This window comes from Arthrobacter sp. ok909 (assembly GCF_900104405.1).
Lineage (GTDB): Bacteria > Actinomycetota > Actinomycetes > Actinomycetales > Micrococcaceae > Arthrobacter > Arthrobacter humicola.
Genome location: NZ_FNJS01000008.1, coordinates 22,671 through 42,271, shown reverse-complemented (window position 1 = coordinate 42,271; position 19,601 = coordinate 22,671). Strand labels below are relative to the sequence as shown.

General features: G+C 65.8%; 18 protein-coding genes. 10 read left to right on the top strand and 8 right to left on the bottom strand.

Translation table 11 applies throughout. From position 1 onward, the window contains the following. Positions 1 to 107: 107 nt before the first annotated feature. The 3 genes from leuA (at position 108) to BLR03_RS08465 (ending at position 3,599) form a co-directional block, all read left to right on the top strand. The gene (leuA, locus tag BLR03_RS08475) at positions 108 to 1,847 is read left to right on the top strand and encodes a 2-isopropylmalate synthase (protein WP_091251671.1); all 1,740 of its coding nucleotides are present in this window, start codon (positions 108 to 110) and stop codon (positions 1,845 to 1,847) included. Between the two features lie 127 nt (positions 1,848 to 1,974). Next, positions 1,975 to 2,727 carry a DNA repair protein RecO gene (gene recO, locus BLR03_RS08470; RefSeq protein WP_091251669.1) on the top strand — a complete coding sequence of 251 codons (753 nt, stop codon included), beginning with the start codon at positions 1,975 to 1,977 and terminating at the stop codon, positions 2,725 to 2,727. 20 nt (positions 2,728 to 2,747) lie between these two features. Beyond that, complete coding sequence (locus BLR03_RS08465; RefSeq protein ID WP_091251667.1) at positions 2,748 to 3,599, top strand: isoprenyl transferase; 852 nt, start codon at positions 2,748 to 2,750, stop codon at positions 3,597 to 3,599. Between the two features lie 3 nt (positions 3,600 to 3,602). On the opposite strand, the gene BLR03_RS08460 is transcribed toward BLR03_RS08465, so the two are convergent. Both BLR03_RS08460 and BLR03_RS08455 read right to left on the bottom strand, forming a co-directional pair. Then, positions 3,603 to 4,595: an alpha/beta hydrolase gene (locus BLR03_RS08460; protein ID WP_091251666.1), complete on the bottom strand. Its 993-nt coding sequence runs from the start codon at positions 4,593 to 4,595 to the stop codon at positions 3,603 to 3,605. A 35-nt stretch (positions 4,596 to 4,630) separates the two neighbouring features. Beyond that, positions 4,631 to 6,325, bottom strand: coding sequence for an FAD-binding dehydrogenase (locus BLR03_RS08455; RefSeq protein WP_091251664.1), 1,695 nt, complete (start codon positions 6,323 to 6,325; stop codon positions 4,631 to 4,633). Between the two features lie 173 nt (positions 6,326 to 6,498). Between BLR03_RS08455 and BLR03_RS08450 the strand changes: the two genes are divergently transcribed. Next, positions 6,499 to 7,572 (top strand): quinone-dependent dihydroorotate dehydrogenase, encoded by a 1,074-nt coding sequence (locus BLR03_RS08450; protein WP_091251662.1) that lies wholly within the window; start codon positions 6,499 to 6,501, stop codon positions 7,570 to 7,572. Positions 7,573 to 7,667: 95 nt separating this feature from the next. Here BLR03_RS08450 and BLR03_RS08445 read toward each other — a convergent pair whose 3' ends face one another. After that, a complete protein-coding gene (locus BLR03_RS08445; protein ID WP_091251660.1) occupies positions 7,668 to 8,267 on the bottom strand; it encodes a DUF3043 domain-containing protein in 600 nt (199 codons plus the stop codon). Between the two features lie 105 nt (positions 8,268 to 8,372). Between BLR03_RS08445 and BLR03_RS08440 the strand changes: the two genes are divergently transcribed. From BLR03_RS08440 to BLR03_RS08420, 5 genes are all read left to right on the top strand, one after another. Continuing rightward, positions 8,373 to 9,803 carry a dipeptidase gene (locus tag BLR03_RS08440; RefSeq protein WP_175460460.1) on the top strand — a complete coding sequence of 477 codons (1,431 nt, stop codon included), beginning with the start codon at positions 8,373 to 8,375 and terminating at the stop codon, positions 9,801 to 9,803. 159 nt (positions 9,804 to 9,962) lie between these two features. Then, entirely contained in the window at positions 9,963 to 10,352 is a 390-nt protein-coding gene (locus tag BLR03_RS08435; RefSeq protein WP_091251656.1) for a HesB/IscA family protein, read from the top strand. Between the two features lie 207 nt (positions 10,353 to 10,559). Continuing rightward, positions 10,560 to 11,432, top strand: coding sequence for an aa3-type cytochrome oxidase subunit II (coxB, locus tag BLR03_RS08430; RefSeq protein ID WP_091251654.1), 873 nt, complete (start codon positions 10,560 to 10,562; stop codon positions 11,430 to 11,432). Positions 11,433 to 11,442: 10 nt separating this feature from the next. After that, positions 11,443 to 13,164 carry an aa3-type cytochrome oxidase subunit I gene (gene ctaD / locus BLR03_RS08425; RefSeq protein WP_091251652.1) on the top strand — a complete coding sequence of 574 codons (1,722 nt, stop codon included), beginning with the start codon at positions 11,443 to 11,445 and terminating at the stop codon, positions 13,162 to 13,164. Then, positions 13,161 to 13,562 (top strand): cytochrome c oxidase subunit 4, encoded by a 402-nt coding sequence (locus BLR03_RS08420; RefSeq protein WP_091251650.1) that lies wholly within the window; start codon positions 13,161 to 13,163, stop codon positions 13,560 to 13,562. Before ctaD ends, BLR03_RS08420 begins: the two co-directional genes overlap by 4 nt. A 166-nt stretch (positions 13,563 to 13,728) precedes the next feature. On the opposite strand, the gene BLR03_RS08415 is transcribed toward BLR03_RS08420, so the two are convergent. Continuing rightward, a complete protein-coding gene (locus BLR03_RS08415) occupies positions 13,729 to 14,022 on the bottom strand; it encodes an HPr family phosphocarrier protein (protein ID WP_091251648.1) in 294 nt (97 codons plus the stop codon). A gap of 247 nt (positions 14,023 to 14,269) precedes the next feature. On the opposite strand from BLR03_RS08415, the gene BLR03_RS08410 reads away from it, so the two are divergent. Further along, on the top strand, positions 14,270 to 15,061 hold the full coding sequence (locus BLR03_RS08410) for a GntR family transcriptional regulator (protein ID WP_091251645.1): 792 nt from the start codon (positions 14,270 to 14,272) through the stop codon (positions 15,059 to 15,061). Between the two features lie 77 nt (positions 15,062 to 15,138). On the opposite strand, the gene BLR03_RS08405 is transcribed toward BLR03_RS08410, so the two are convergent. The 4 genes from BLR03_RS08405 to BLR03_RS08390 form a co-directional block, all read right to left on the bottom strand. Then, on the bottom strand, positions 15,139 to 16,818 hold the full coding sequence (locus tag BLR03_RS08405) for a cytochrome bc1 complex cytochrome b subunit (protein WP_091251643.1): 1,680 nt from the start codon (positions 16,816 to 16,818) through the stop codon (positions 15,139 to 15,141). Further along, positions 16,796 to 17,869 carry a cytochrome bc1 complex Rieske iron-sulfur subunit gene (locus BLR03_RS08400; protein ID WP_091251641.1) on the bottom strand — a complete coding sequence of 358 codons (1,074 nt, stop codon included), beginning with the start codon at positions 17,867 to 17,869 and terminating at the stop codon, positions 16,796 to 16,798. Before BLR03_RS08400 ends, BLR03_RS08405 begins: the two co-directional genes overlap by 23 nt. Positions 17,870 to 17,969: 100 nt before the next feature. After that, on the bottom strand, positions 17,970 to 18,758 hold the full coding sequence (locus tag BLR03_RS08395) for a cytochrome bc1 complex diheme cytochrome c subunit (RefSeq protein WP_091251639.1): 789 nt from the start codon (positions 18,756 to 18,758) through the stop codon (positions 17,970 to 17,972). An 87-nt stretch (positions 18,759 to 18,845) separates the two neighbouring features. Further along, on the bottom strand, positions 18,846 to 19,520 hold the full coding sequence (locus BLR03_RS08390; RefSeq protein WP_302846579.1) for an aa3-type cytochrome oxidase subunit III: 675 nt from the start codon (positions 19,518 to 19,520) through the stop codon (positions 18,846 to 18,848). Between the last annotated feature and the right edge of the window lie 81 nt (positions 19,521 to 19,601).

Below are 19,601 nucleotides of genomic sequence, written 5' to 3'. Positions count from 1 at the left end.
CGCGGCGAGGCCTCAGACGCGATCTAGCGCAAGGCCAACCCTCGCTGCGGAGTTTGTGTTGCCCGGCCACCCTTTCACCAAGAATCACAGAAAAGGCCCCGATAGTAATGCGAAACGCACAGAAGCCCTCAGGAATGCCGGTCCACCGTTACGTCCCCTTCCAGGACCAGATCACCGTTGAACTGCCGGACCGCACGTGGCCGGACAAGGTCATCACCAAGGCCCCGCGCTGGTGCGCCGTGGACCTGCGCGACGGCAACCAGGCCCTCATCGATCCCATGAGCCCGGCCCGCAAGCTGAAGATGTTCGACCTGCTGGTCCGGATGGGCTACAAGGAGATCGAGGTCGGCTTCCCCTCGGCATCACAGACGGACTTCGACTTCGTCCGGCAGCTGATCGAGGGCAACCACATTCCCGACGACGTCACGATCCAGGTACTGACCCAGGCCCGTGAACACCTGATCGAGCGGACCTACGAGTCCCTGGTCGGCGCGAAGCAGGCCATCGTCCACCTCTACAACTCCACCTCCGTCCTGCAGCGCCGCGTGGTCTTCAACCAGGACGAAGACGGCATCCTGGACATCGCCCTGCAGGGCGCCCGGCTGTGCAAGAAGTACGAGGAAACCCTCGTCGACACGCACATTACGTACGAATACTCGCCCGAGTCCTTCACCGGGACCGAGCTGGACTACGCCGTGCGCGTCTGCAACGCGATCGCCGACGTCTTCGAGGCCTCGGCGGACCGCCAGGTCATCATCAACCTGCCCGCCACGGTCGAGATGGCCACCCCCAACGTCTACGCCGACTCCATCGAGTGGATGAGCCGGAACCTGCACCCGCGGGAAGGCATCATCCTGTCCCTGCACCCGCACAACGACCGGGGCACCGGCGTCGCCGCCGCCGAGCTCGGCTACCTGGCCGGTGCGGACCGGATCGAGGGCTGCCTCTTCGGCAACGGCGAACGGACCGGCAACGTGGACCTGGTGACCCTGGGCCTGAACATGTTCGTCCAGGGCATCGATCCCATGATCGACTTCTCCAACATCGACGAAATCCGCCGCACGGTGGAGTATTGCAACCAGCTGCCGGTCGCCGAGCGCGTACCGTACGGCGGAGACCTCGTCTTCACCGCGTTCTCCGGCTCGCACCAGGACGCCATCAAGAAGGGCTTGGAAGCCCTCGAAAAGGACGCCGCCGCCGCCGGCAAGGACGTCGCCGACTACACCTGGCAGGTCCCGTACCTGCCGGTCGACCCGAAGGACCTCGGCCGCAGCTACGAGGCCGTCATCCGCGTCAACTCGCAGTCCGGCAAGGGTGGCGTCGCCTACCTGCTGAAAAACGAGCACAACCTGGACCTGCCGCGCCGCGCCCAGATCGAGTTCTCCGGCGTCATCCAGAAACAGACCGACACCGTGGGCGGCGAGGTCAGCGGCGCCCAGCTCTGGCAGGTCTTCCAGGACGAATACCTGCCGTCCACGGCCGCGGACACCCAGTGGGGGCGCTACGCGCTCGGGGCGATTGGCACCGAAACTGACGAGGCCGGGGCGATGACCCTGACCGCGTCGCTGAAGATCGACGGCGCCCAGGTCCGCCGCACCGGCACCGGCAACGGCCCCATCGCGGCCCTGCTGAGCATCCTGCGCGAGGACGGCGTCGACGTCCGCGTGCTGGACTACAGCGAGCACGCCCTGTCCGAGGGCGGCAGCGCCCTGGCCGCCGCGTATGTCGAATGCGCCGTGGGCGAGCGGGTGCTGTGGGGTGTTGGGATCGACGCGAACACCATTACGGCCTCGCTCAAGGCAGTCATCTCGGCCGTGAACCGGGCCATCCGGGACGCCCGCGCCTGATTCGGCCCTTGACGCAGCTGAGGCGCAGCGCACTGCGCCGCCGGAACCTTCCGGCGGCGCAGTTTTCTTTGCGCCAACAGGGCGTTGCCCGTGCCGTGTTTCCGGACAGAGAGTGCGAAGATTAACTGTGGTCCAACAATCCTTTGCAGCGCGCGCCTACCGTGATGACGCCGTCGTGCTGCGCACCCACAAGCTGGGCGAGGCGGACCGGATCATCACGTTGCTGACAAAGCACCACGGACAGATCCGTGCGGTGGCGAAGGGTGTCCGCCGCACCAGCAGCCGTTTCGGCGCCCGGCTGGAGCCGTTCATGGTGGCCGATCTCCAACTGATTTCCGGCCGCACGCTGGACGTTGTGACGCAGGCCGTGGCCAAGGGCGCCTACGGCGGCAACATCGCCGCCGACTACGGCCGCTACACGGTGGCCGCGGCCATGACCGAGACGGCGGAGAGGCTCACCGACGTCGACGGCGAGGCCGGCACCGCCCAATACAACCTGCTGGTCGGAGCGCTGGCGTCGCTCAGCCGGGGTGACCACGCCCCCGCGCTCATCCTCGACTCGTACCTGCTGCGCGCCCTCGCGACCGGCGGCTGGGCGCCCAGCTTCACCGACTGCGCCCGGTGCGGTGCACCCGGCCCCCACACCGCCTTTTCCGCACCGCTGGGCGGTATGGTCTGCCCCGAGTGCCGTCCGCCGGGTTCCCCGGCGCCGGCCGCGGAAACTGTGCTCCTGCTGGGTGCCCTGCTCACCGGGAACTGGACGACGGCGGATGCCTCGGCGTCCGTTCACCGGCGGGAAGCGGCCGGCCTGGTGGCCAGTTACCTCCAGTGGCACCTGGAGAGAGTCCTGAAATCCCTCAAACATGTGGAGCGAACGTAGAAGTGGCATTGGGAAGAAGCTTGGGAAGGAACCTGGAGAAGAGCCAGGCAAAGCAGCGCGCGGTCCGGCGCCGGACCGCCCCCGTGGTGGCCCCCTACCCGCACCCGTCCGGCGCTGTTCCGCCCGCCATCCCCGCGGAGTTCATTCCGCGGCATGTCGCGATCGTCATGGACGGCAACGGCCGCTGGGCCAACCAGCGCGGCCTGCCAAGGATCGAGGGCCACAAGGCAGGGGAGCCTGCCCTCCTGGACGTCATGGCCGGCGCGATCGAACTGGGGATCGAGCACGTCAGCGTGTACGCCTTCTCCACCGAGAACTGGCGCCGGTCCCCGGAGGAAGTGCGTTTCCTCATGGGGTTCAACAAGGACGTGCTGCGCCGGCAGCGGAACCAGCTCGATGAATGGGGGGTCCGCATCCGCTGGTCCGGACGGCGCCCGAAACTGTGGGGCTCGGTGATCCGCGAACTCGAAGAGGCCGAGGACTACACCCGCGGCAACAGCACCTGCACCCTGAACATGTGCGTCAACTACGGCGGACGCGCCGAGATCGCCGATGCCGTCGCCGCGATCGCGGAGGAAGTGGCGCAGGGCCGGCTCAAGCCGGGGGCCATCACCGAACGGACCATCCAGAAGTTCCTGGACGAGCCCGACCTGCCGGATGTTGACCTGTTCCTGCGCAGCTCCGGCGAACAACGGCTCTCCAACTTCATGCTGTGGCAGTCCGCCTACGCCGAATTCGTGTTCCTGGACACCTTGTGGCCGGACGTGGACCGGCGGACGCTCTGGGACGCCGTCGAGATCTATGCCCAGCGCGACCGGCGGTACGGGGGAGCGGTCGACGCCGCTCCCGCTACGGGCAGCCAAGGCGCCTGAGCCTCAGTCAAACACGTACGCCCTCATCCAGCGGGACAGCCGGGAATAGGCGTCCGCGCGGACCCGGGGTGCCGAGAGGAAGACGTCGTGCAGCGCGCCGTCGATCCGCTCCAGCGTGACGGTGCGGCCCAGGCTCAGGGCGCGCAGGGCGATTGTGTTGACGTCCAGGACCGCGTCGGTGCGGCGCATGGACTCCTTCCAGAACATCCCGTTGGCGCTGGCCGCTGAGATGAGCACGAGGATGGGCACGTCGATGGTCAGGCCGCGGGCCACCTTGGACTGTCCGGAGAGCACGGCGCTGAGCCAGCCGGCGCGGACCGGAAAGGCATGCGGCGGACGGTAGGCGTCGTCCAACGCCCATTCGCCCTCCGCCGCGCTGCTGATGCTGCGCCAGTAGAAGGCCCGCTCCGGCAGCCGGATCACCGACTCGGGCCAGAACCGGGCGAAGGGCTCCACCATGGTCCGCGCGGCGCGGCGCAACGCCGGGCTGCCATGGACTTCCAGCCACGGACTGTCCAGGACCAGCTGCGACGCCACCCCCGGGTGCCGGTCCGCCCACAAGGCCGCGATCAGCCCGCCGGTGGAGTGGCCCATGATCGCCAGTTGCGGTGCCGCGCCGGCTGGCCGGAGTGAGCCGATGATGCCGATCGCCGCCGTGATCTCGGCGTCGTAGTTGTCCAGGTCTGCGACGTAGCCGCCGTGGGTTCCAGGCCGGAGGCTGCGGCCGTGGTTGTGCATGTCCAGGGCGAAGAACTCAAAACCTTTGCCGGTCCAGAACTCCGCGAGTTCCTCGTTGAAGAAGTAGTCACTCCACCCGTGCAGGAACAGGACCGCCCGCGCCGGCAGCGCAGTTCCCGCCCCGGCTGCGGCGGCGCCTTCCGGGCCGGCGGGGGTGTGACGGACCAGGGTTGCGGTGCGCAGGACGCCGTCGGGGCCGGCCGCCTCGAAGGCACACGCCTGGAAATCGTCGCCCAGGATGTCGGTCTGCCACTGCATCGACATTCCTCCCATGCTGCTGACTATGCTGCTCACTAGACGGCCAACGCCGCGGCGCGGCCCGCAGAGCGTCCGGAGAAGAGGCACCCGCCCAGGAACGTCCCCTCAAGCGCGCGGTAGCCGTGGATTCCGCCGCCGCCGAACCCGGCGGCTTCACCGGCCGCGAACAGTCCCGGCACGGGCCGACCGGCGGCGTCCAGCACCCGCGACTGCAGATCCGTGTGGAGGCCGCCGAGGCTCTTGCGCGTCAGGACAGAGAGCCGGACGGCAAGCAGCGGCCCGTGCCGCGGATCCGTGAGCCGGTGCGGTGGTGCCACCCGCATGATCTTGTCCGTGGCGAAGCGACGGGCGGCCCGGATGGCGGCCAGCTGCGGATCCTTGCCCAACCCGCTCGAAAACTGCCGGTCGCGGGCACGGACCAGGCGCTCCAGTTCCGTGGCATCAATGAGCCCGGTACCGGTGAGGTCATTCATCTTTCCGGCCAGCCCGGCGGGGGTCTTGGCCTGCAGGAAGTCGACCCCGCGGTCCATGAACCGCCGGAGCGGCGTGTCGCTGCCCGGCCGCAGCCTCGAGACCAGCAGCCGGACGTCCTTGCCCGTGAGATCCGGGTTCTGCTCGGAGCCGGAAAGCGCGAATTCCTTCAGGGCAATCGTCGTGTTAAGGACGAACCACGAATGGGCATGTCCGGTGGCCAGAATGTGGCGCAGCGCCCCGAGGGAGTCGAAGCCGGGAAATAGGGGAGGGGGGAGCATTCGCCCCGTCGCATCCAGCCACAGGGCCGAAGGCCCGGGCAGGATCCGGATGCCATGCCGCGGCCACACCGGGGAATGGTTATGGATGCCCTCCGGGTAGTGCCACATCCGATCGCCGTTAATGAGGTTCCCGCCGGCCAGGCTCACGGCCGGCAGGAAGTCTCCGTCCACCGAGTCGGGCACACCGCTCAACATCGTTTCCGGCGCCCCGCCTCCCGGCCACTGTCTGCGGACCGACTCGTGGTTCCCGCCGATCCCGCCGGTCGTGACCACGACGGCTGCGTCCGCGGCCTCGAAGTTGCCGCTCCGGTGCCTGGAGGATTTTTCGCCCCGCCCCGCATCGCTGGGCTCGAGCAGCTCGCCGCGGACGCCGCTGATCCGGCCCGCGGTCTTGATGAGTCCGGTGGCGCGGTGCCGGAAATGGAAGCTCACGCGTCCGGCGTCAACGCCTTCACGGAGTTTGGCCAGGAAGGGCGCCAGCAGGGCGGGTCCAGTGCCCCACGCAACGTGGAAGCGCGGGACCGTGTTGCCGTGGCCGTCCGGGCCGTAGCCGCCGCGTTCGGCCCACTGCACCAGGGGAAACAGCCCGACGCCCAGCGAGGCGAGCCAGGCGCGCTTTTCCCCGGCCGCGAAGTTCACGTACGCCGCCGCCCACTCCTTCGCCAGCGCATCCTCGGGCCGGTCGAATCCGGCGGACGCGTGCCAGTCCGCGAGGGCCAGCTCTTCACTGTCCCGCACGCCGAGCCGGCGCTGTTCGGGGGAGTTGACCAGGAAGAGGCCGCCAAAGGACCAGTGTGCCTGGCCGCCGACGGATGCCTCCGGCTCCTGATCCAGCACCGCCACCCGCCGGCCGGCCGCATACGCCTGCGCCGCCGCCACGACCCCGGCCAGGCCCGCGCCGACCACCACGACATCGGCCTCGATCCCGCGCCCCGGCACCCCACGGCTGCCCGTCCCGACACCATCATTGCTGGTCATGGCTTCATGCTAACGCGCCCCGGCGCTCTTGGGCCGCCGCATCCACGGCACGCGGGACCGCAGCTGCAACAGCCGTCATACCGCAGTCACAACGACAGTCATTTCGGCAGTCATAACGGTTGCCCGTAGCGCGCTGGTTTGGTCTGGACGGCCCGAACCGGAAAACTAGAGGCATGCGCGTATATCCCACATTCTTCCGGCTGGCCTTCTCATGGATGGACGCCGAACGCGCCCACAAGATCGGGTTCAAGGCCATCCGGCTGGCCCACAGCTGCGGCGCCGGCCGGGTGCTGCAGAAGTTCACCGCCCCGGCGGCGTCCCTGCAGACCGAGGCGTTTGGCCTGACCTTCCCGTCGCCGTTCGGCCTCGCTGCCGGCTTCGACAAGGAAGGCCACGGCATCGAGGCGCTCACCGAGCTCGGCTTCGGCCACGTGGAAGTCGGCACCATCACCGGCCAGGCCCAGCCCGGCAACCCGGCACCCCGACTCTTCCGCCTCGTGGAGGACCGGGCCGTCATCAACCGGATGGGGTTCAACAACGACGGCGCCGCGGCGGTGGCTCCGCGCCTGAAGTCCGCCAGGGCCGCCCTGCAGCGGCACTACCCCGGCGTGCGGCCCGTGATCGGGGTCAACATCGGCAAGAGCAAGGTGGTGGGACTCGAGGATGCCGTCTCCGACTACCTGATCAGCGCACGCAGCCTCGCCCCGGCCGCCGACTACCTGGTGGTCAACGTCAGCTCGCCCAACACGCCCGGGCTGCGGCTGCTGCAGGACGTTGAGACCCTGCGTCCGCTGTTGACCGCTGTCGGCGAGGAAGCGGACAAAGCCGCCGGCCGCCACGTTCCGCTCCTGGTCAAGATCGCACCCGACCTCAGCGACGAGGACATCGACGACGTTGCGCGCCTGGCGCTGGACCTGAAGCTGGACGGCATCATCGCCACCAACACCACCATCGCCCGCACCGGACTCTCAGCCAGCCCGGACAAGGTCGAGGCCTGCGGGGCCGGGGGCCTCTCCGGGGCGCCCCTGAAGAAGCGGTCGCTGGAGGTCCTGGCCCGGCTTAAGTCCGTTACGGGCGGCGCACTGACCCTCGTCTCCGTGGGCGGCGTCGAAACCGCCCAGGATGTGCAGGCGCGGCTGGACGCCGGCGCCACCCTCGTTCAGGGCTACACGGCGTTTCTGTACGAAGGCCCGTTCTGGGCCGCCCGCATCAACCGGCTGCTGGCCACGCACCCGAGCCGGCGCTAAGCCGCCACGGGCCCGGCCGCCTGCCCCGCGCGACGAAGCCCCCGGCAGTATGGACTGCCGGAGGCTTCGTGGTTGGAAATCCTAGGGATGAATGGTCAGACGGGGAACTCTCCGCGGCTGACCTGCGGCTTGGGCAGGCGCAGGCGGCGGAACTGCAGGGAGCGCATCGAGCCGTACCAGACGGTGCCGCGTTCCACCTCGCCGAACTTCTCGCTGAGCCGCTTCTTGAGCTTGCGGGAGAGGATGAAGACATCCACGAAGACGGCCAGGAACATGACCCAGAAGGCGCCCAGGACGTAGATCATCTGCTGGCTGGAAGCCGGCACCAGCAGCGAGATGACGACAAACAGGAGTGCCCCGAACATGAGGTACTCGCCCAGGCTGAAGCGGGCATCGACGTAGTCACGGGTGAAACGCTTCTGCGGACCCTTGTCGCGCACCGGCAGGAACTTCTCGTCACCGCTGTCCATGGCCTGCCGCATCTTGAGCCGCTGCTCCGTGACGGCGGCGCGCTCGGCCGCCTTGGAAGCCTTGCGGTCTTCCGGCACGAGCGGCCGCTTGCGGGCGGCCTCCTGGGCGCTCCGCTTGGGCGTGGGCGCGCCCTTGCCGGTCACGGTGCCCCGGGCTGCCGCCTCGGCCGCCTGCTGGTCAACTACGTTCTGCGCCGCGGGCGCTTCCTTTTTTCGTCCAAACACCCCTAAAGAATACCCCGCAGATCCCGGCGCGAGACCCAGCACACACGCGGTCAGCCACGCCCTCACGCTGTTTGCCGTGATTCACCACACGGTAGTGTTTTCGCCATGACTTCATCAACCGCGGGGAACCCGCAAACCACCATGGACCACGCCGGCACCATCGATGCCGAGGCCCTCCGCCAGGCCGTGACGGAATCATTCGATGAAACTATCAGCCGGCTGACGGACCTTGTCGCCATTCCGGGCATCGCCTGGCCCAGCTTTGACCCGGCCCCGCTGAACCGCAGCGCAGACGCCGTCGCCGGCCTCGTTCGCGCCAGCGGCTTCGAGGACGTCCGGATCCTCCGCTGCGACAAGGAAGACGGAACGCCGGGCGGACCCGCCGTCGTCGCCCGCCGCCCGGCCGCCGCCGGCAAGCCGACCGTTCTGCTCTACGCCCACCACGACGTCCAGCCCACCGGCGACCTCGCGCTGTGGGAAACCGACCCCTTTACCGCCGTCGAACGCGACGGGCGGCTCTTCGGTCGCGGCGCCGCGGATGACAAAGCGGGCATCCTGGCCCACATCGCCGCGTACTCCGCCGTGACGCGCGTGCTCGGGGACGAGCTTGGCCTCGGCGTGACATTCTTCTTCGAAGGGGAAGAAGAGGCCGGCTCACCGACGTTCCGGACATTCCTCGAGACCCACCGCGAACTGCTGCGCGCTGATGTGATTGTCGTGGCCGACTCCAGCAACTGGAAGGTCGGCATCCCGGCCCTGACCACGAGCCTTCGCGGGCTGGTGGACGGCACCATCGAGGTCAAGGTGCTGGACCACGCGGTGCATTCGGGCATGTTCGGCGGCCCCGTGCTTGACGCGCCGACCCTGCTGTCCCGCCTGATCGCGACCCTTCACGACGCCGACGGCAGCGTCGCAATCGAGGGCCTCGTGAGCCGCGACGACGTCACCGTGGACCTGACCGAAGAGGAATACCGGGCGGACGCTTCCGTGCTCGACGGCGTCAAGCTCGCCGGAACCGGGAGCATTGCCTCACGCATGTGGACCAAGCCGGCCCTGTCGATCATCGGTTTTGACGCTCCGGCCGTCGACGTAGCCTCCAACACACTGCTGCCGCGCGCCCGGGCCAAATTCAGCCTGCGGCTGGCTCCCGGCCAGGATCCGGCAGCCGCCATGGAAGCCGTCCGCAAGCACGTCGAAGCCAATGCGCCGTTTGGCGCGCACGTGGTGTTCACGCCGGGGGAGAGCGGCAACTCCTTCTTGACGGACACGGCCTCCAAGGCCGCGAGCGTGGCCATGTGGGCCCTCGGCGAAGCCTGGGGCGTGCCGGCAGTGGAAATGGGGATCGGCGGGTCCATCCCGTTCATCGCGGATTTGACCGAGCTGTACCCGGACGTGCAGATCCTGGTGACCGGCGTCGAGGATCCCGATTCCCGGGCCCACAGCGCCAATGAATCCCTGCACCTTGGCGACTTCCGGAACGCGATCATCGCCGAGGCCCTGCTGCTGGCGCGCCTCAACGAGGAAGGCGCGCTCTAACCTCCGTTCCCGGGGAACATCCAGCGTGCTGGGACGGTTACGTCAGGAGTTAGAGCTACAGGGCTGATCGACGTAGCATGTAGCTATAGCCCATACCGTTTAAGTAGGGGCGGGCACCGTGGAAGCGGGGCCGCCACCACCGTTGCAAGAAGGTAGGCCATGAGCACTACAACCAATGAAAACAGCGCCGACGCCACGGCCCCCGAGGCCGGCGAGCTGGCCACGCACGAAGTCATGCTGACTGACGTCGCGGCCGGCAAGGTCCGCAGCCTCCTCGAGCAGGAAGGCCGTACTGATCTGCGCCTGCGCGTTGCCGTGCAGCCCGGCGGTTGCTCCGGCCTGATCTACCAGCTCTACTTCGACGAGCGCCTGCTCGACGGAGACGCTGTGCGCGACTACGACGGCGTGGAAGTCGTCGTCGACAAGATGAGCGTTCCTTACCTCAGCGGCGCCAGCATCGACTTCGAGGACACCATCTCGAAGCAGGGCTTCACGATCGACAATCCGAATGCCGGCGGCTCCTGCGCCTGCGGGGATTCTTTCCACTAATTCCTTCCACTAAGGCCGGGCATATTGCCCGGCCTTAGTGCCGCCCGGGCCTCAACGAGCGGGACCCGGAAAAAGGTCCCGACGCACGGCGCGGACATGTGGGCGAAAACTCCCGGGGAGCGGTAAGCTCTACACCGAGTAGTAAAACTTTTCGTTTGCCCTGCCCGTCATTCGCGGGGCAACAGCAACAAGTAGGAAGGGCCGTCTGTGAGTTCGCAGAACCGAACCGGCAGCCGACGCAAACAGATCACTACGATCACTGGCTTGGCACTAGCCGGCGCGTTGGCTTTGACTGGATGTTCACCAGAGGTACAGAGGGGCTGGTTGCCCACCGAACGTGGCACCACCAGTAATACTGACCGCATCATGGACCTCTGGGTCAACTCATGGATTGCCGCGCTGGTCGTCGGCATCATCACCTGGGGCCTGATGATCTGGTGCATCGTTGCTTACCGCCGCCGCAAGGGCACGGTGGGCTTCCCCCGTCAGAACAGCTTCAACCTTCCCCTGGAAGTGTTCTACCTGACGATCCCGCTCTTCATGGTCCTGGTGTTCTTCTACTTCACCGACCGCGACCAGCAGCAGATCGATGACCGCTCCAAGCCGGCCGACGTCGTCGTCGACGTCCGCGGCAAGCAGTGGGCATGGGACTTCAACTACAAGAAGGGCGACGTCATCACCGGCGACGTCCATGAAGCCGGCGTCCAGGCCCACCTGACCGGTAACGACGTGGACAAGGAAAAGCTGCCCACCCTTTACCTGCCGGTCAACAAGTCGGTCGACCTCGAACTGAATTCCCGCGATGTCATCCACTCTTTCTGGGTACCTGCGTTCCTGCAGAAGCGTGACATGATCCCCGGCAAGACCAACTACATCCGGTTCACTCCCACCAAGGAGGGAACCTACGACGGCAAGTGTGCCGAACTTTGTGGCGAGTACCACTCCGAAATGCTGTTCCGCGTGAAGGTTGTCTCCGACTCGGAGTTCCAGGCGCACATGAACCAGTTGCGCCAGGACGGGAACACCGGCCTGCTCGGTGACGAGTACGACCGCAACCCGGTCCCGACCGAAACCAAGTAAGGGGAGCGACGTGGCAACTTACACTCAATCCGCCGGGATCCTCGAGGCTCCCGTAGTACCCAAATCCAAGGGACGCATCGTCGTCAACTGGATCACCTCGACCGACCACAAGACGATCGGGTACATGTACCTGATCGCGTCGTTCATCTTCTTCTGCTTCGGCGGCATCATGGCGCTGCTGATCCGTGCCGAGCTCTTCGAGCCGGGCATGCAGATCCTGCAGACCAAAGAGCAGTACAACCAGCTCTTCACCATGCACGGCACCGTGATGCTCCTGATGTTCGCGACGCCGCTCTTCGCCGGCTTCACCAACGTCATCATGCCCCTGCAGATCGGTGCACCCGACGTCGCGTTCCCGCGACTGAACGCACTGGCCTTCTGGTTCTTCCTCTTCGGTTCCACCATTGCGGTGTCCGGTTTCATCACCCCGCAGGGTGCCGCGTCCTTCGGCTGGTTCGCCTACGCGCCGCTGTCTGACACGACGTTCAGCCCCGGCGTGGGCGGTGACCTCTGGGTCTTCGGCCTGGCGCTCTCCGGCTTCGGCACCATCCTCGGCGCCGTCAACTTCATCACCACGATCATCTGCATGCGTGCCCCCGGCATGACCATGTGGCGCATGCCGATCTTCACCTGGAACGCCCTCGTGACGTCCATCCTGGTCCTGATGGCCTTCCCGCCGCTGGCCGCCGCGCTGTTTGCGCTCGGTGCCGACCGCCGCTTTGGCGCCCACATCTTCGACCCGGCGAACGGCGGTGCCGTCCTCTGGCAGCACCTGTTCTGGTTCTTCGGCCACCCTGAGGTGTACATCATCGCCCTGCCGTTCTTCGGCATCGTCTCGGAGATCTTCCCGGTCTTCAGCCGCAAGCCGATCTTCGGCTACAAGGGCCTGGTCTACGCGACCATCTCCATCGCCGCCCTGTCCGTGACCGTGTGGGCACACCACATGTACGTCACCGGCTCGGTCCTGCTGCCGTTCTTCTCCTTCATGACGATGCTCATCGCCGTTCCGACCGGTGTGAAGTTCTTCAACTGGATCGGCACCATGTGGCGGGGTTCCATCACCTTTGAAACCCCCATGCTGTGGAGCATCGGCTTCCTGGCGACCTTCCTCTTCGGTGGCCTGACCGGCATCATCCTGGCCTCGCCGCCTCTGGACTTCCACGTCTCGGACTCCTACTTTGTCGTGGCGCACTTCCACTACGTGGTCTTCGGTACGGTCGTGTTCGCCATGTTCGCCGGCTTCTACTTCTGGTGGCCCAAGTGGACCGGCAAGATGCTCAACGAGCGTCTCGGCAAGATCCACTTCTGGATGCTGTTCCTGGGCTTCCACGGCACCTTCCTGATCCAGCACTGGCTGGGTGTTGAGGGTATGCCGCGCCGCTACGCCGACTACCTGCCGCAGGACAATTTCACGTGGATGAACCAGTTCTCCACCATCTCCTCGTTCGTCCTGGGCGCCTCGCTGATCCCGTTCTTCTGGAACATCTACATCACCTGGCGCAGCAACGAACGCGTGGAAGTTGATGACCCGTGGGGCTTCGGTGCCTCGCTCGAGTGGGCCACGTCCTGCCCGCCGCCGCGCCACAACTTCACGTCCCTGCCCCGCATCCGCTCCGAACGTCCTGCCCTGGACCTGCACCACCCGGAGCTCTCCCAGAACTACACCGTCGATTCTCCTGCTCCGGCAGCAGCAGCGCTCGGTAACGCCGACCAGAAGGACTCCGGCAAGTGAAAATCGAATCAAGGATCTTTGGCCTCGGCGTCTTCTTCTTTGTCCCGGTGGCGTTCATTTACGGGTACCTGACGAACTGGACCGAATGGGTCGGTGCGCTGGCCATCCTGCTGGTCGGTGGCCTTGCCGGCATGATCGGCGCTTACCTCGGCTTCACCGGCCGGCGCGTGGGTATGCGTCCCGAGGACCGCAATGACGCCGAAATCCACGAAGGCGCCGGTGAACAGGGCCACTTCAGCCCCTGGAGCTGGTGGCCGCTGGTCCTCGGCATCGCCTGCGCTACCGGATTCCTTGGCATGGCCATCGGATTCTGGATTGTCTTCATCGCCGGCGGCCTCGCGATCGTCGCCCTGGTGGGCTGGGTCTACGAATACAGCCGCGGTGACCACGCGCACTAGCGTCCACGCGGACAAAAGTTCATAACGCAGACGACGGCGGGACCCACCAAAAGGTGGGGCCCGCCGTCGTCTGCGTGTTTAAGGCTGGAGGAGGTTCAGAGGGCAGTTCGCAGGCGGCCCGATAGTCGAAGCCCCTGCCGCGAACCGGGAGCGCCGTCCAGAAGCCTCAGGCGGCGGCTGCCGATTCCAGGACCATCCGGAGCTCCTCGAGTGCGTTCTCTGCCTCCGCGAGGGTGAATCGATCCGGGAGGGCGTCTGCCGCGACGGCAAGCTCGACTTCACAGCCGCACGCGAAGTCCTCGGTCATGACCTCCAGCAGCGAGCGGGCATCCACGCCCGGCCTGCCGTCCTTGCTGATGGTCACCGGAAGCCCCGTGGCGGTCACGGCGCGGACAAATACTGCCGCGGGACGGGCGTGGAGGCCGATGGCGGCCGTGACGATTGCCTTAAGAACTGGCAACGGGACTCCCTTGTGCTGGTGCAGGTTCTGCTCGTGATGGTCTGGCGGACGCGCGCATCCGGACGGGGAACCAGTCCGGAACGACGGGATCAGGTCACCCGGTGACGGTCCGTATCTTCAAGGGTAGCCGCGGGGGAGCGGCCGGGACCAACTGCGACGGCCGGGTGGTCTAGACCTGCCGGGCTGCGGGCTTACCCTTGATACATGACTGTTTCTCCCACGCCGGGGCCCGCTGCGAGGCTGCATCATGGCGTCTTCTAACGCGTCCGCCATGGTTGGCGACATTGATCGGCAGAGCGGCATTCCGATTTACGTCCAGCTGCGTGAAATCCTTCGTGCGCACATCGCAGCGGCCTGCCCGCCGGGTTCGGCGCTGCCGTCTGAACGCGACCTCGCCGAGCGGTTCGGACTCGCCCGGATGACCGTCCGCCAGGCCATCGATGCGCTCGTGGGTGAGGAAGTGATTGAACGCGTCGTGGGGCTGGGCACGTTCGTGCGCAAGCCCAAACTCGACCTCCAGGTCAAGCTGACCTCGTACAGCGAGGAGATGCAGCGCCGCGGCATGGTCCCAGCGGCCAAGGTCCTGAGCTTCGAACAGATCGGCGCCAGCGCCTTCCTGGCCCGCGAGCTGCAACTGGAGGAGGGCACGCCCCTGGTCCGGTTCCGGCGGCTGCTGCTGGCCGACAACGAGCCCATGAGCGTGGACGAGAACTTCATCCCGGCCCACCGGGTCCCGGGCCTGCTGGATGAGGCACCGCCCACGTCCCTCTACAACGTGCTGAGCGAACGCTACGGGCTGGTCATGGAATGGGGAGAGGACATGATCGAGGCGACAGCCGCGTCGCCGTCGACGGCCAGGCTCCTGAACGTGGAGGTCGGCACGCCGCTGCTGAAGATCCAGCGGCATGCGTTTGTGGCCCGCGCGATGGTGGACTATTCCGTGTCCTACTACCGGGCCGACCGGTACAAGCTCTGGGTGCCCCTGCAGCGCCCCGGCGTCCGGCCCACCCGGAACTACGCCTCGGGCTACCGCCCGTAGCCGCAGCAGCCAGCCAGATGCAGAAAGGACCGGTCCCAAGGGGACCGGTCCTTTCTGTTAGTGCTGCTTGGTGCTGCCTAGTGGCTCAGCGTCTTCTGCGAAGATGCGGTCTCGACGGCCTCGTGGCTGCCGTGGTGGCCGTGTGCGGCTTCCAGTTCGGCCGGAGTGACCGGGGCAACCCGGTCCTCGAAGAACCAGCGGGAGAGTTTGGCGCGGCGGTTTTCCTTGCGGTCCACGACGCCGTGTTCGTTCGGCACTGCGGGCAGCGGGGCCGGTGACTCGAAGCCGACCAGCTTGTAGCGCTTGTACTCGTCCAGCGGGGCGTGAACCTCGATGAACTCACCGTGCGGCAGGCGCACGATGCGTCCAGTTTCACGGCCGTGCAGGGCAATCTCACGGTCCTTGCGCTGGAGTGCCAGTGCGACGCGCTTCGTCACGAGGAACGCGATCACCGGGCCGACGAAGAACAGGGCGCGCAGCCAGTAGGTCACATCGTTCAGGGCGACGTTGAAGTGCGTGGCGATGAGGTCCGAGCCTGCGGCGGCCCACATCACGCAGTACCACACAAAGCCGGCCATGCCGATGGCCGTACGGGTGGGAGCGTTGCGGGGACGGTCCAGGACGTGGTGCTCGCGGTTGTCCTTGGTGATCCAGCGTTCGATCCACGGGTAGGTGAACATCACGGTGAACAGGATGCCGGCCGGGACGAGCGCCGGCAGAAGGACGTTGAAGGTGAAGACGTGGCCGAACCACACCTGCTCCACCTTCCAGTCGCCGATCGTGCCCGGCATCAGGCGCAGGGCGCCGTCAACGAAGCCGATGTACCAGTCAGGCTGGGTGCCTGCCGACACCGGTGACGGGTCGTACGGGCCGTAGTTCCAGATCGGGTTGATGGTGAAGAACGCCGCCATGATCGCGACCACACCGAACACGATGAAGAAGAACCCGCCGGCCTTCGCCGCGTAAACCGGACCCAAGGGGTAGCCGACGACGTTGCCGTCGTTGCGGCCCGGTCCGGGGTACTGGGTGTGCTTGTGCACAACCACCATGAAGAGGTGCATCACGATCATCAGCAGGATGAGCGCGGGGACCAGGAGGATGTGCAGCATGTACAGGCGGCTGATAATCATGGTGCCTGGGAACTCGCCGCCGAAGAGGAAGAACGAGGTGTAGGTGCCAATGACCGGGATGGACTTGATGACGCCGTCGATGATGCGCAGACCGTTGCCGGAGAGCAGGTCATCGGGGAGCGAGTAGCCAGTGAAGCCTGCAGCCATGGACAGGATGAGCAGGACGCCGCCCACCACCCAGTTCAGTTCGCGGGGCTTGCGGAAAGCGCCGGTGAAGAACACGCGGAGCATGTGCACGGATACGGAGGCGACGAACAATAGTGCGGACCAGTGGTGTACCTGGCGCATGAACAGACCGCCGCGGACATCGAAGGAGATGTTCAGGGAGGAGCTGTACGCCACGGACATTTCGACGTTCTTCAGCGGCGTGTACGAGCCCGAGTAGTGCGTCTCCGCCATGGACGGATCGAAGAAGAACGTCAGGAACGTGCCCGAGAGGAGCAGGATGACGAAGGAGTACAGTGCCACTTCGCCAAACATGAATGACCAGTGGTCAGGGAAGACCTTCCGGCCGAATTCACGGAGGATTCCGGAGCCGCCAACACGCTGGTCGACGAAGTCGGTGATGCGGCCGCCTTTAGTCTTGGCGACGAAGACAGGGGCATCAGGCGTTGTTGTTGAGGACATGCTGCTCACGCTCCCAGTAGCTCGGTCCGACGGGTTCATGGAAGTCGCTCGTGGCGACCAGGTAGCCCTCGGCGTCGACTGCGATAGGCAGCTGGGGGAGAGGACGGCTGGCCGGGCCGAAGATAACCTTGCACTGTTGGGTCAGGTCGAAGGTTGACTGGTGGCACGGGCACAGCAGGTGGTGGGTCTGCTGCTCGTACAAGGCAACAGGGCAACCAACGTGGGTGCAGATCTTGGAGTAAGCCACAATCCCGTTGTAGGCCCAGTTTTCACGGCCGGGGGAAGGGTGGAGCTCGTTCGGGTCCAGGCGCATGAGCAGAACGACGGCCTTGGCCTTTTCGTTCAGTTTGCCTTCGCTCAGTTCGTTCAGCCCTTCCGGGATGACGTGGAAAGCGGAGCCGATGGTGACGTCCGCGGCCTTGATGGGAGTGCCATCGGGGTCGCGGGCAAGGCGCTTCAGCTTGCCGTCCGGGGCCGGAGCCCACAGCGTGTGGGCCAGCGCGAAGTCCGGCCGGGGGCCGAGGTCGCCGAAGATGGCCAGGGCCGGCAGGGGCGCGAGTGCGACCGCGCCGAGCAGGGTATTGCGGATCAGCGGCCGGCGCTTGATGCCGGTTTCTTCGACAATGTCATCGACGATGCGGACGGCAGCCTGGCGGTCTTCCTCGGTGCGGATCGCGTGGCGCTCTTCCGAGACCTCGTGGTCCGGCATCAGGGCCTTGGCCCAGTGGACGATGCCGGTGCCGATGCCCAACATCGCGAATGCGGTGCCGATGCCCAGCAAGGCATTCTGGAGTCGGATCGTGGCGATCGAGGAATCATTCCCCAGATCGATCGCGAAGTACGACACCAGGAATATCAGGGTGCCAACGACCGAGGTGCCGAACAGAAGGGCTACCTGCCGTTCTGCTTTCTTTGCGGCCCTCGGGTCCGTGTCAGCCAGGCGCAAACGGTGCGGGGGAATTCCAGGATCCTGGAACTTCTCCACCTCATTCTGACCAGCCGTAGCTACGGTGCCCGAGTGGTTCGGACTGCCGTCACTATGGTTGCCCATAATTCGCCTCATCCTTCTCTCGTCTCGGCCTATGCCGAGTTAGGTTTCAATTCAAACTGCTGACGGGTCAGCAGAAAATTCTTACAGGTGCAAGGTCCGCTTAGGAGGTGCGGGATGTGAGCCAGATCGTGAACGCGATGATGACGCCCAAGCCGGCAATCCAGACAAAGAGACCTTCGGAAACCGGTCCCAAAGCTCCAAGATCTGCGCCGCCGGGTGAACCGTTGGATTCAATCTGCTTCAGGTAGGTGATGATGTCGCGCTTGCCCTCGGGGGAGATGTTCGCGTCATTGAAGACCGGCATGTTCTGGGGGCCGGTGACCATTGCTTCGTAGATGTGCTGTCCTGAGACGCCCGCGAGCGCCGGGGCGAACTTGCCCCGGGTCAGGGCACCGCCGGCGGCAGCGGCGTTGTGGCACATGGCGCAGTTGGTGCGGAAGAGCTCCCCACCCTTGGCGGCGTCGCCCTTCTCATCGAGCACACCCGCTTCGGGGATAGCCGGGCCGGGGCCCAGCGAGGCAACGTAAGCAGCGAGCTGCTTGGTCTGTTCCTCGTTGAACTGGTTGGGCTTCTTCTGGGCCTGCGGGCCGTTCATCTGCATGGGCATGCGGCCGGTGCCGACCTGGAAGTCAACAGCGGCGGCTCCGACGCCCACAAGCGACGGTCCGGACTGAGAGCCGCTGGCACCCATGCCGTGGCAGGTTGCGCAGTTGGCGGCGAAGAGCTTGCCGCCTTCCTCTACGTCGCTTGCGCTATAGGTGTTGGTGTCGGCCTTGGCCTGGTTGACGGTGGTGGCAACGGCGTACAGCCCACCCGTGACCAAGAGGCCCATCAGCAGCAGCGCAATTGCTGCCAGTGGGTGACGTCGCTTCTGCGAGAGTGCCTTCACGTGGTGGTTCCTTTATTCGATCCTGCGGTGGCTCCTGGAGCCGCTTCTTGAAATTCTGCCTCTTGTAGAAAAAGAGTCAAGTCAGGGCTACTTGAGGACGTAGATGACCAGGAAGAGGCCAATCCAGACGACGTCCACGAAGTGCCAGTAGTACGAGGTGACAATCGCCGAGGTTGCTTCAAAGTGGCCGAACTTCTTCGCGGCGAAGGAGCGGCCCATGATGAGCAGGAAGGCAATCAGGCCGCCGATGACGTGCAGGCCGTGGAAGCCCGTCGTTATGTAGAAGGCGGAACCGTAGGCGTTGGAGGACAGCGAGACGTGCTCGGAAACGAGCATGGAGTACTCGGTCGTCTGGCCGGCAACGAAGAAGGCACCCATGAGGAACGTGAGGATGAACCATCCGTTCATCCCCCAGCGGGTGAAGCTAAAGACTCCGCCGGTGCGGCGCGGCTGGAGCCGCTCCGCAGCGAAGACGCCCATCTGGCAAGTAAAGGAACTTGCCACAAGGACGATCGTGTTAACGAGCGCAAAGGGGAAGTTGAGCTTGGCTGTCTCTTCAGCCCACATCAGTCCGGAGGTCGAACGGAGTGTGAAGTACATGGCGAAGAGACCGGCGAAGAACATCAACTCACTGGACAGCCACACAACGGTTCCAACAGAAACCATGTTCGGGCGGTTCAGCGTCGGGTGCGCCGGGGTACTGGGGGCATGGGTCGCAGATGTCACATAGACATTATGTCTATAAAAGTCCGTCCTGCCCAACGCAAACCGCCATTTCGGAGGACTTTTTCTACAAAGACGCGAATTCGCGCGGAAAAGTTCCCGGAGGGGTTCACATTGGTC

What these genes read in the sequence shown, in the direction of transcription:
- leuA (WP_091251671.1), top strand. Translation starts at nt 108, where the DNA reads ATGCGAAACGCACAGAAGCCCTCAGGAATGCCGGTCCACCGTTACGTC.
- BLR03_RS08460 (WP_091251666.1), bottom strand. Translation starts at nt 4,595, where the DNA reads ATGCAGTGGCAGACCGACATCCTGGGCGACGATTTCCAGGCGTGTGCC.
- BLR03_RS08455 (WP_091251664.1), bottom strand. Translation starts at nt 6,325, where the DNA reads ATGACCAGCAATGATGGTGTCGGGACGGGCAGCCGTGGGGTGCCGGGG.
- BLR03_RS08450 (WP_091251662.1), top strand. Translation starts at nt 6,499, where the DNA reads ATGCGCGTATATCCCACATTCTTCCGGCTGGCCTTCTCATGGATGGAC.
- BLR03_RS08440 (WP_175460460.1), top strand. Translation starts at nt 8,373, where the DNA reads ATGACTTCATCAACCGCGGGGAACCCGCAAACCACCATGGACCACGCC.
- BLR03_RS08435 (WP_091251656.1), top strand. Translation starts at nt 9,963, where the DNA reads ATGAGCACTACAACCAATGAAAACAGCGCCGACGCCACGGCCCCCGAG.
- BLR03_RS08410 (WP_091251645.1), top strand. Translation starts at nt 14,270, where the DNA reads ATGGCGTCTTCTAACGCGTCCGCCATGGTTGGCGACATTGATCGGCAG.
- BLR03_RS08405 (WP_091251643.1), bottom strand. Translation starts at nt 16,818, where the DNA reads ATGTCCTCAACAACAACGCCTGATGCCCCTGTCTTCGTCGCCAAGACT.
- BLR03_RS08400 (WP_091251641.1), bottom strand. Translation starts at nt 17,869, where the DNA reads ATGGGCAACCATAGTGACGGCAGTCCGAACCACTCGGGCACCGTAGCT.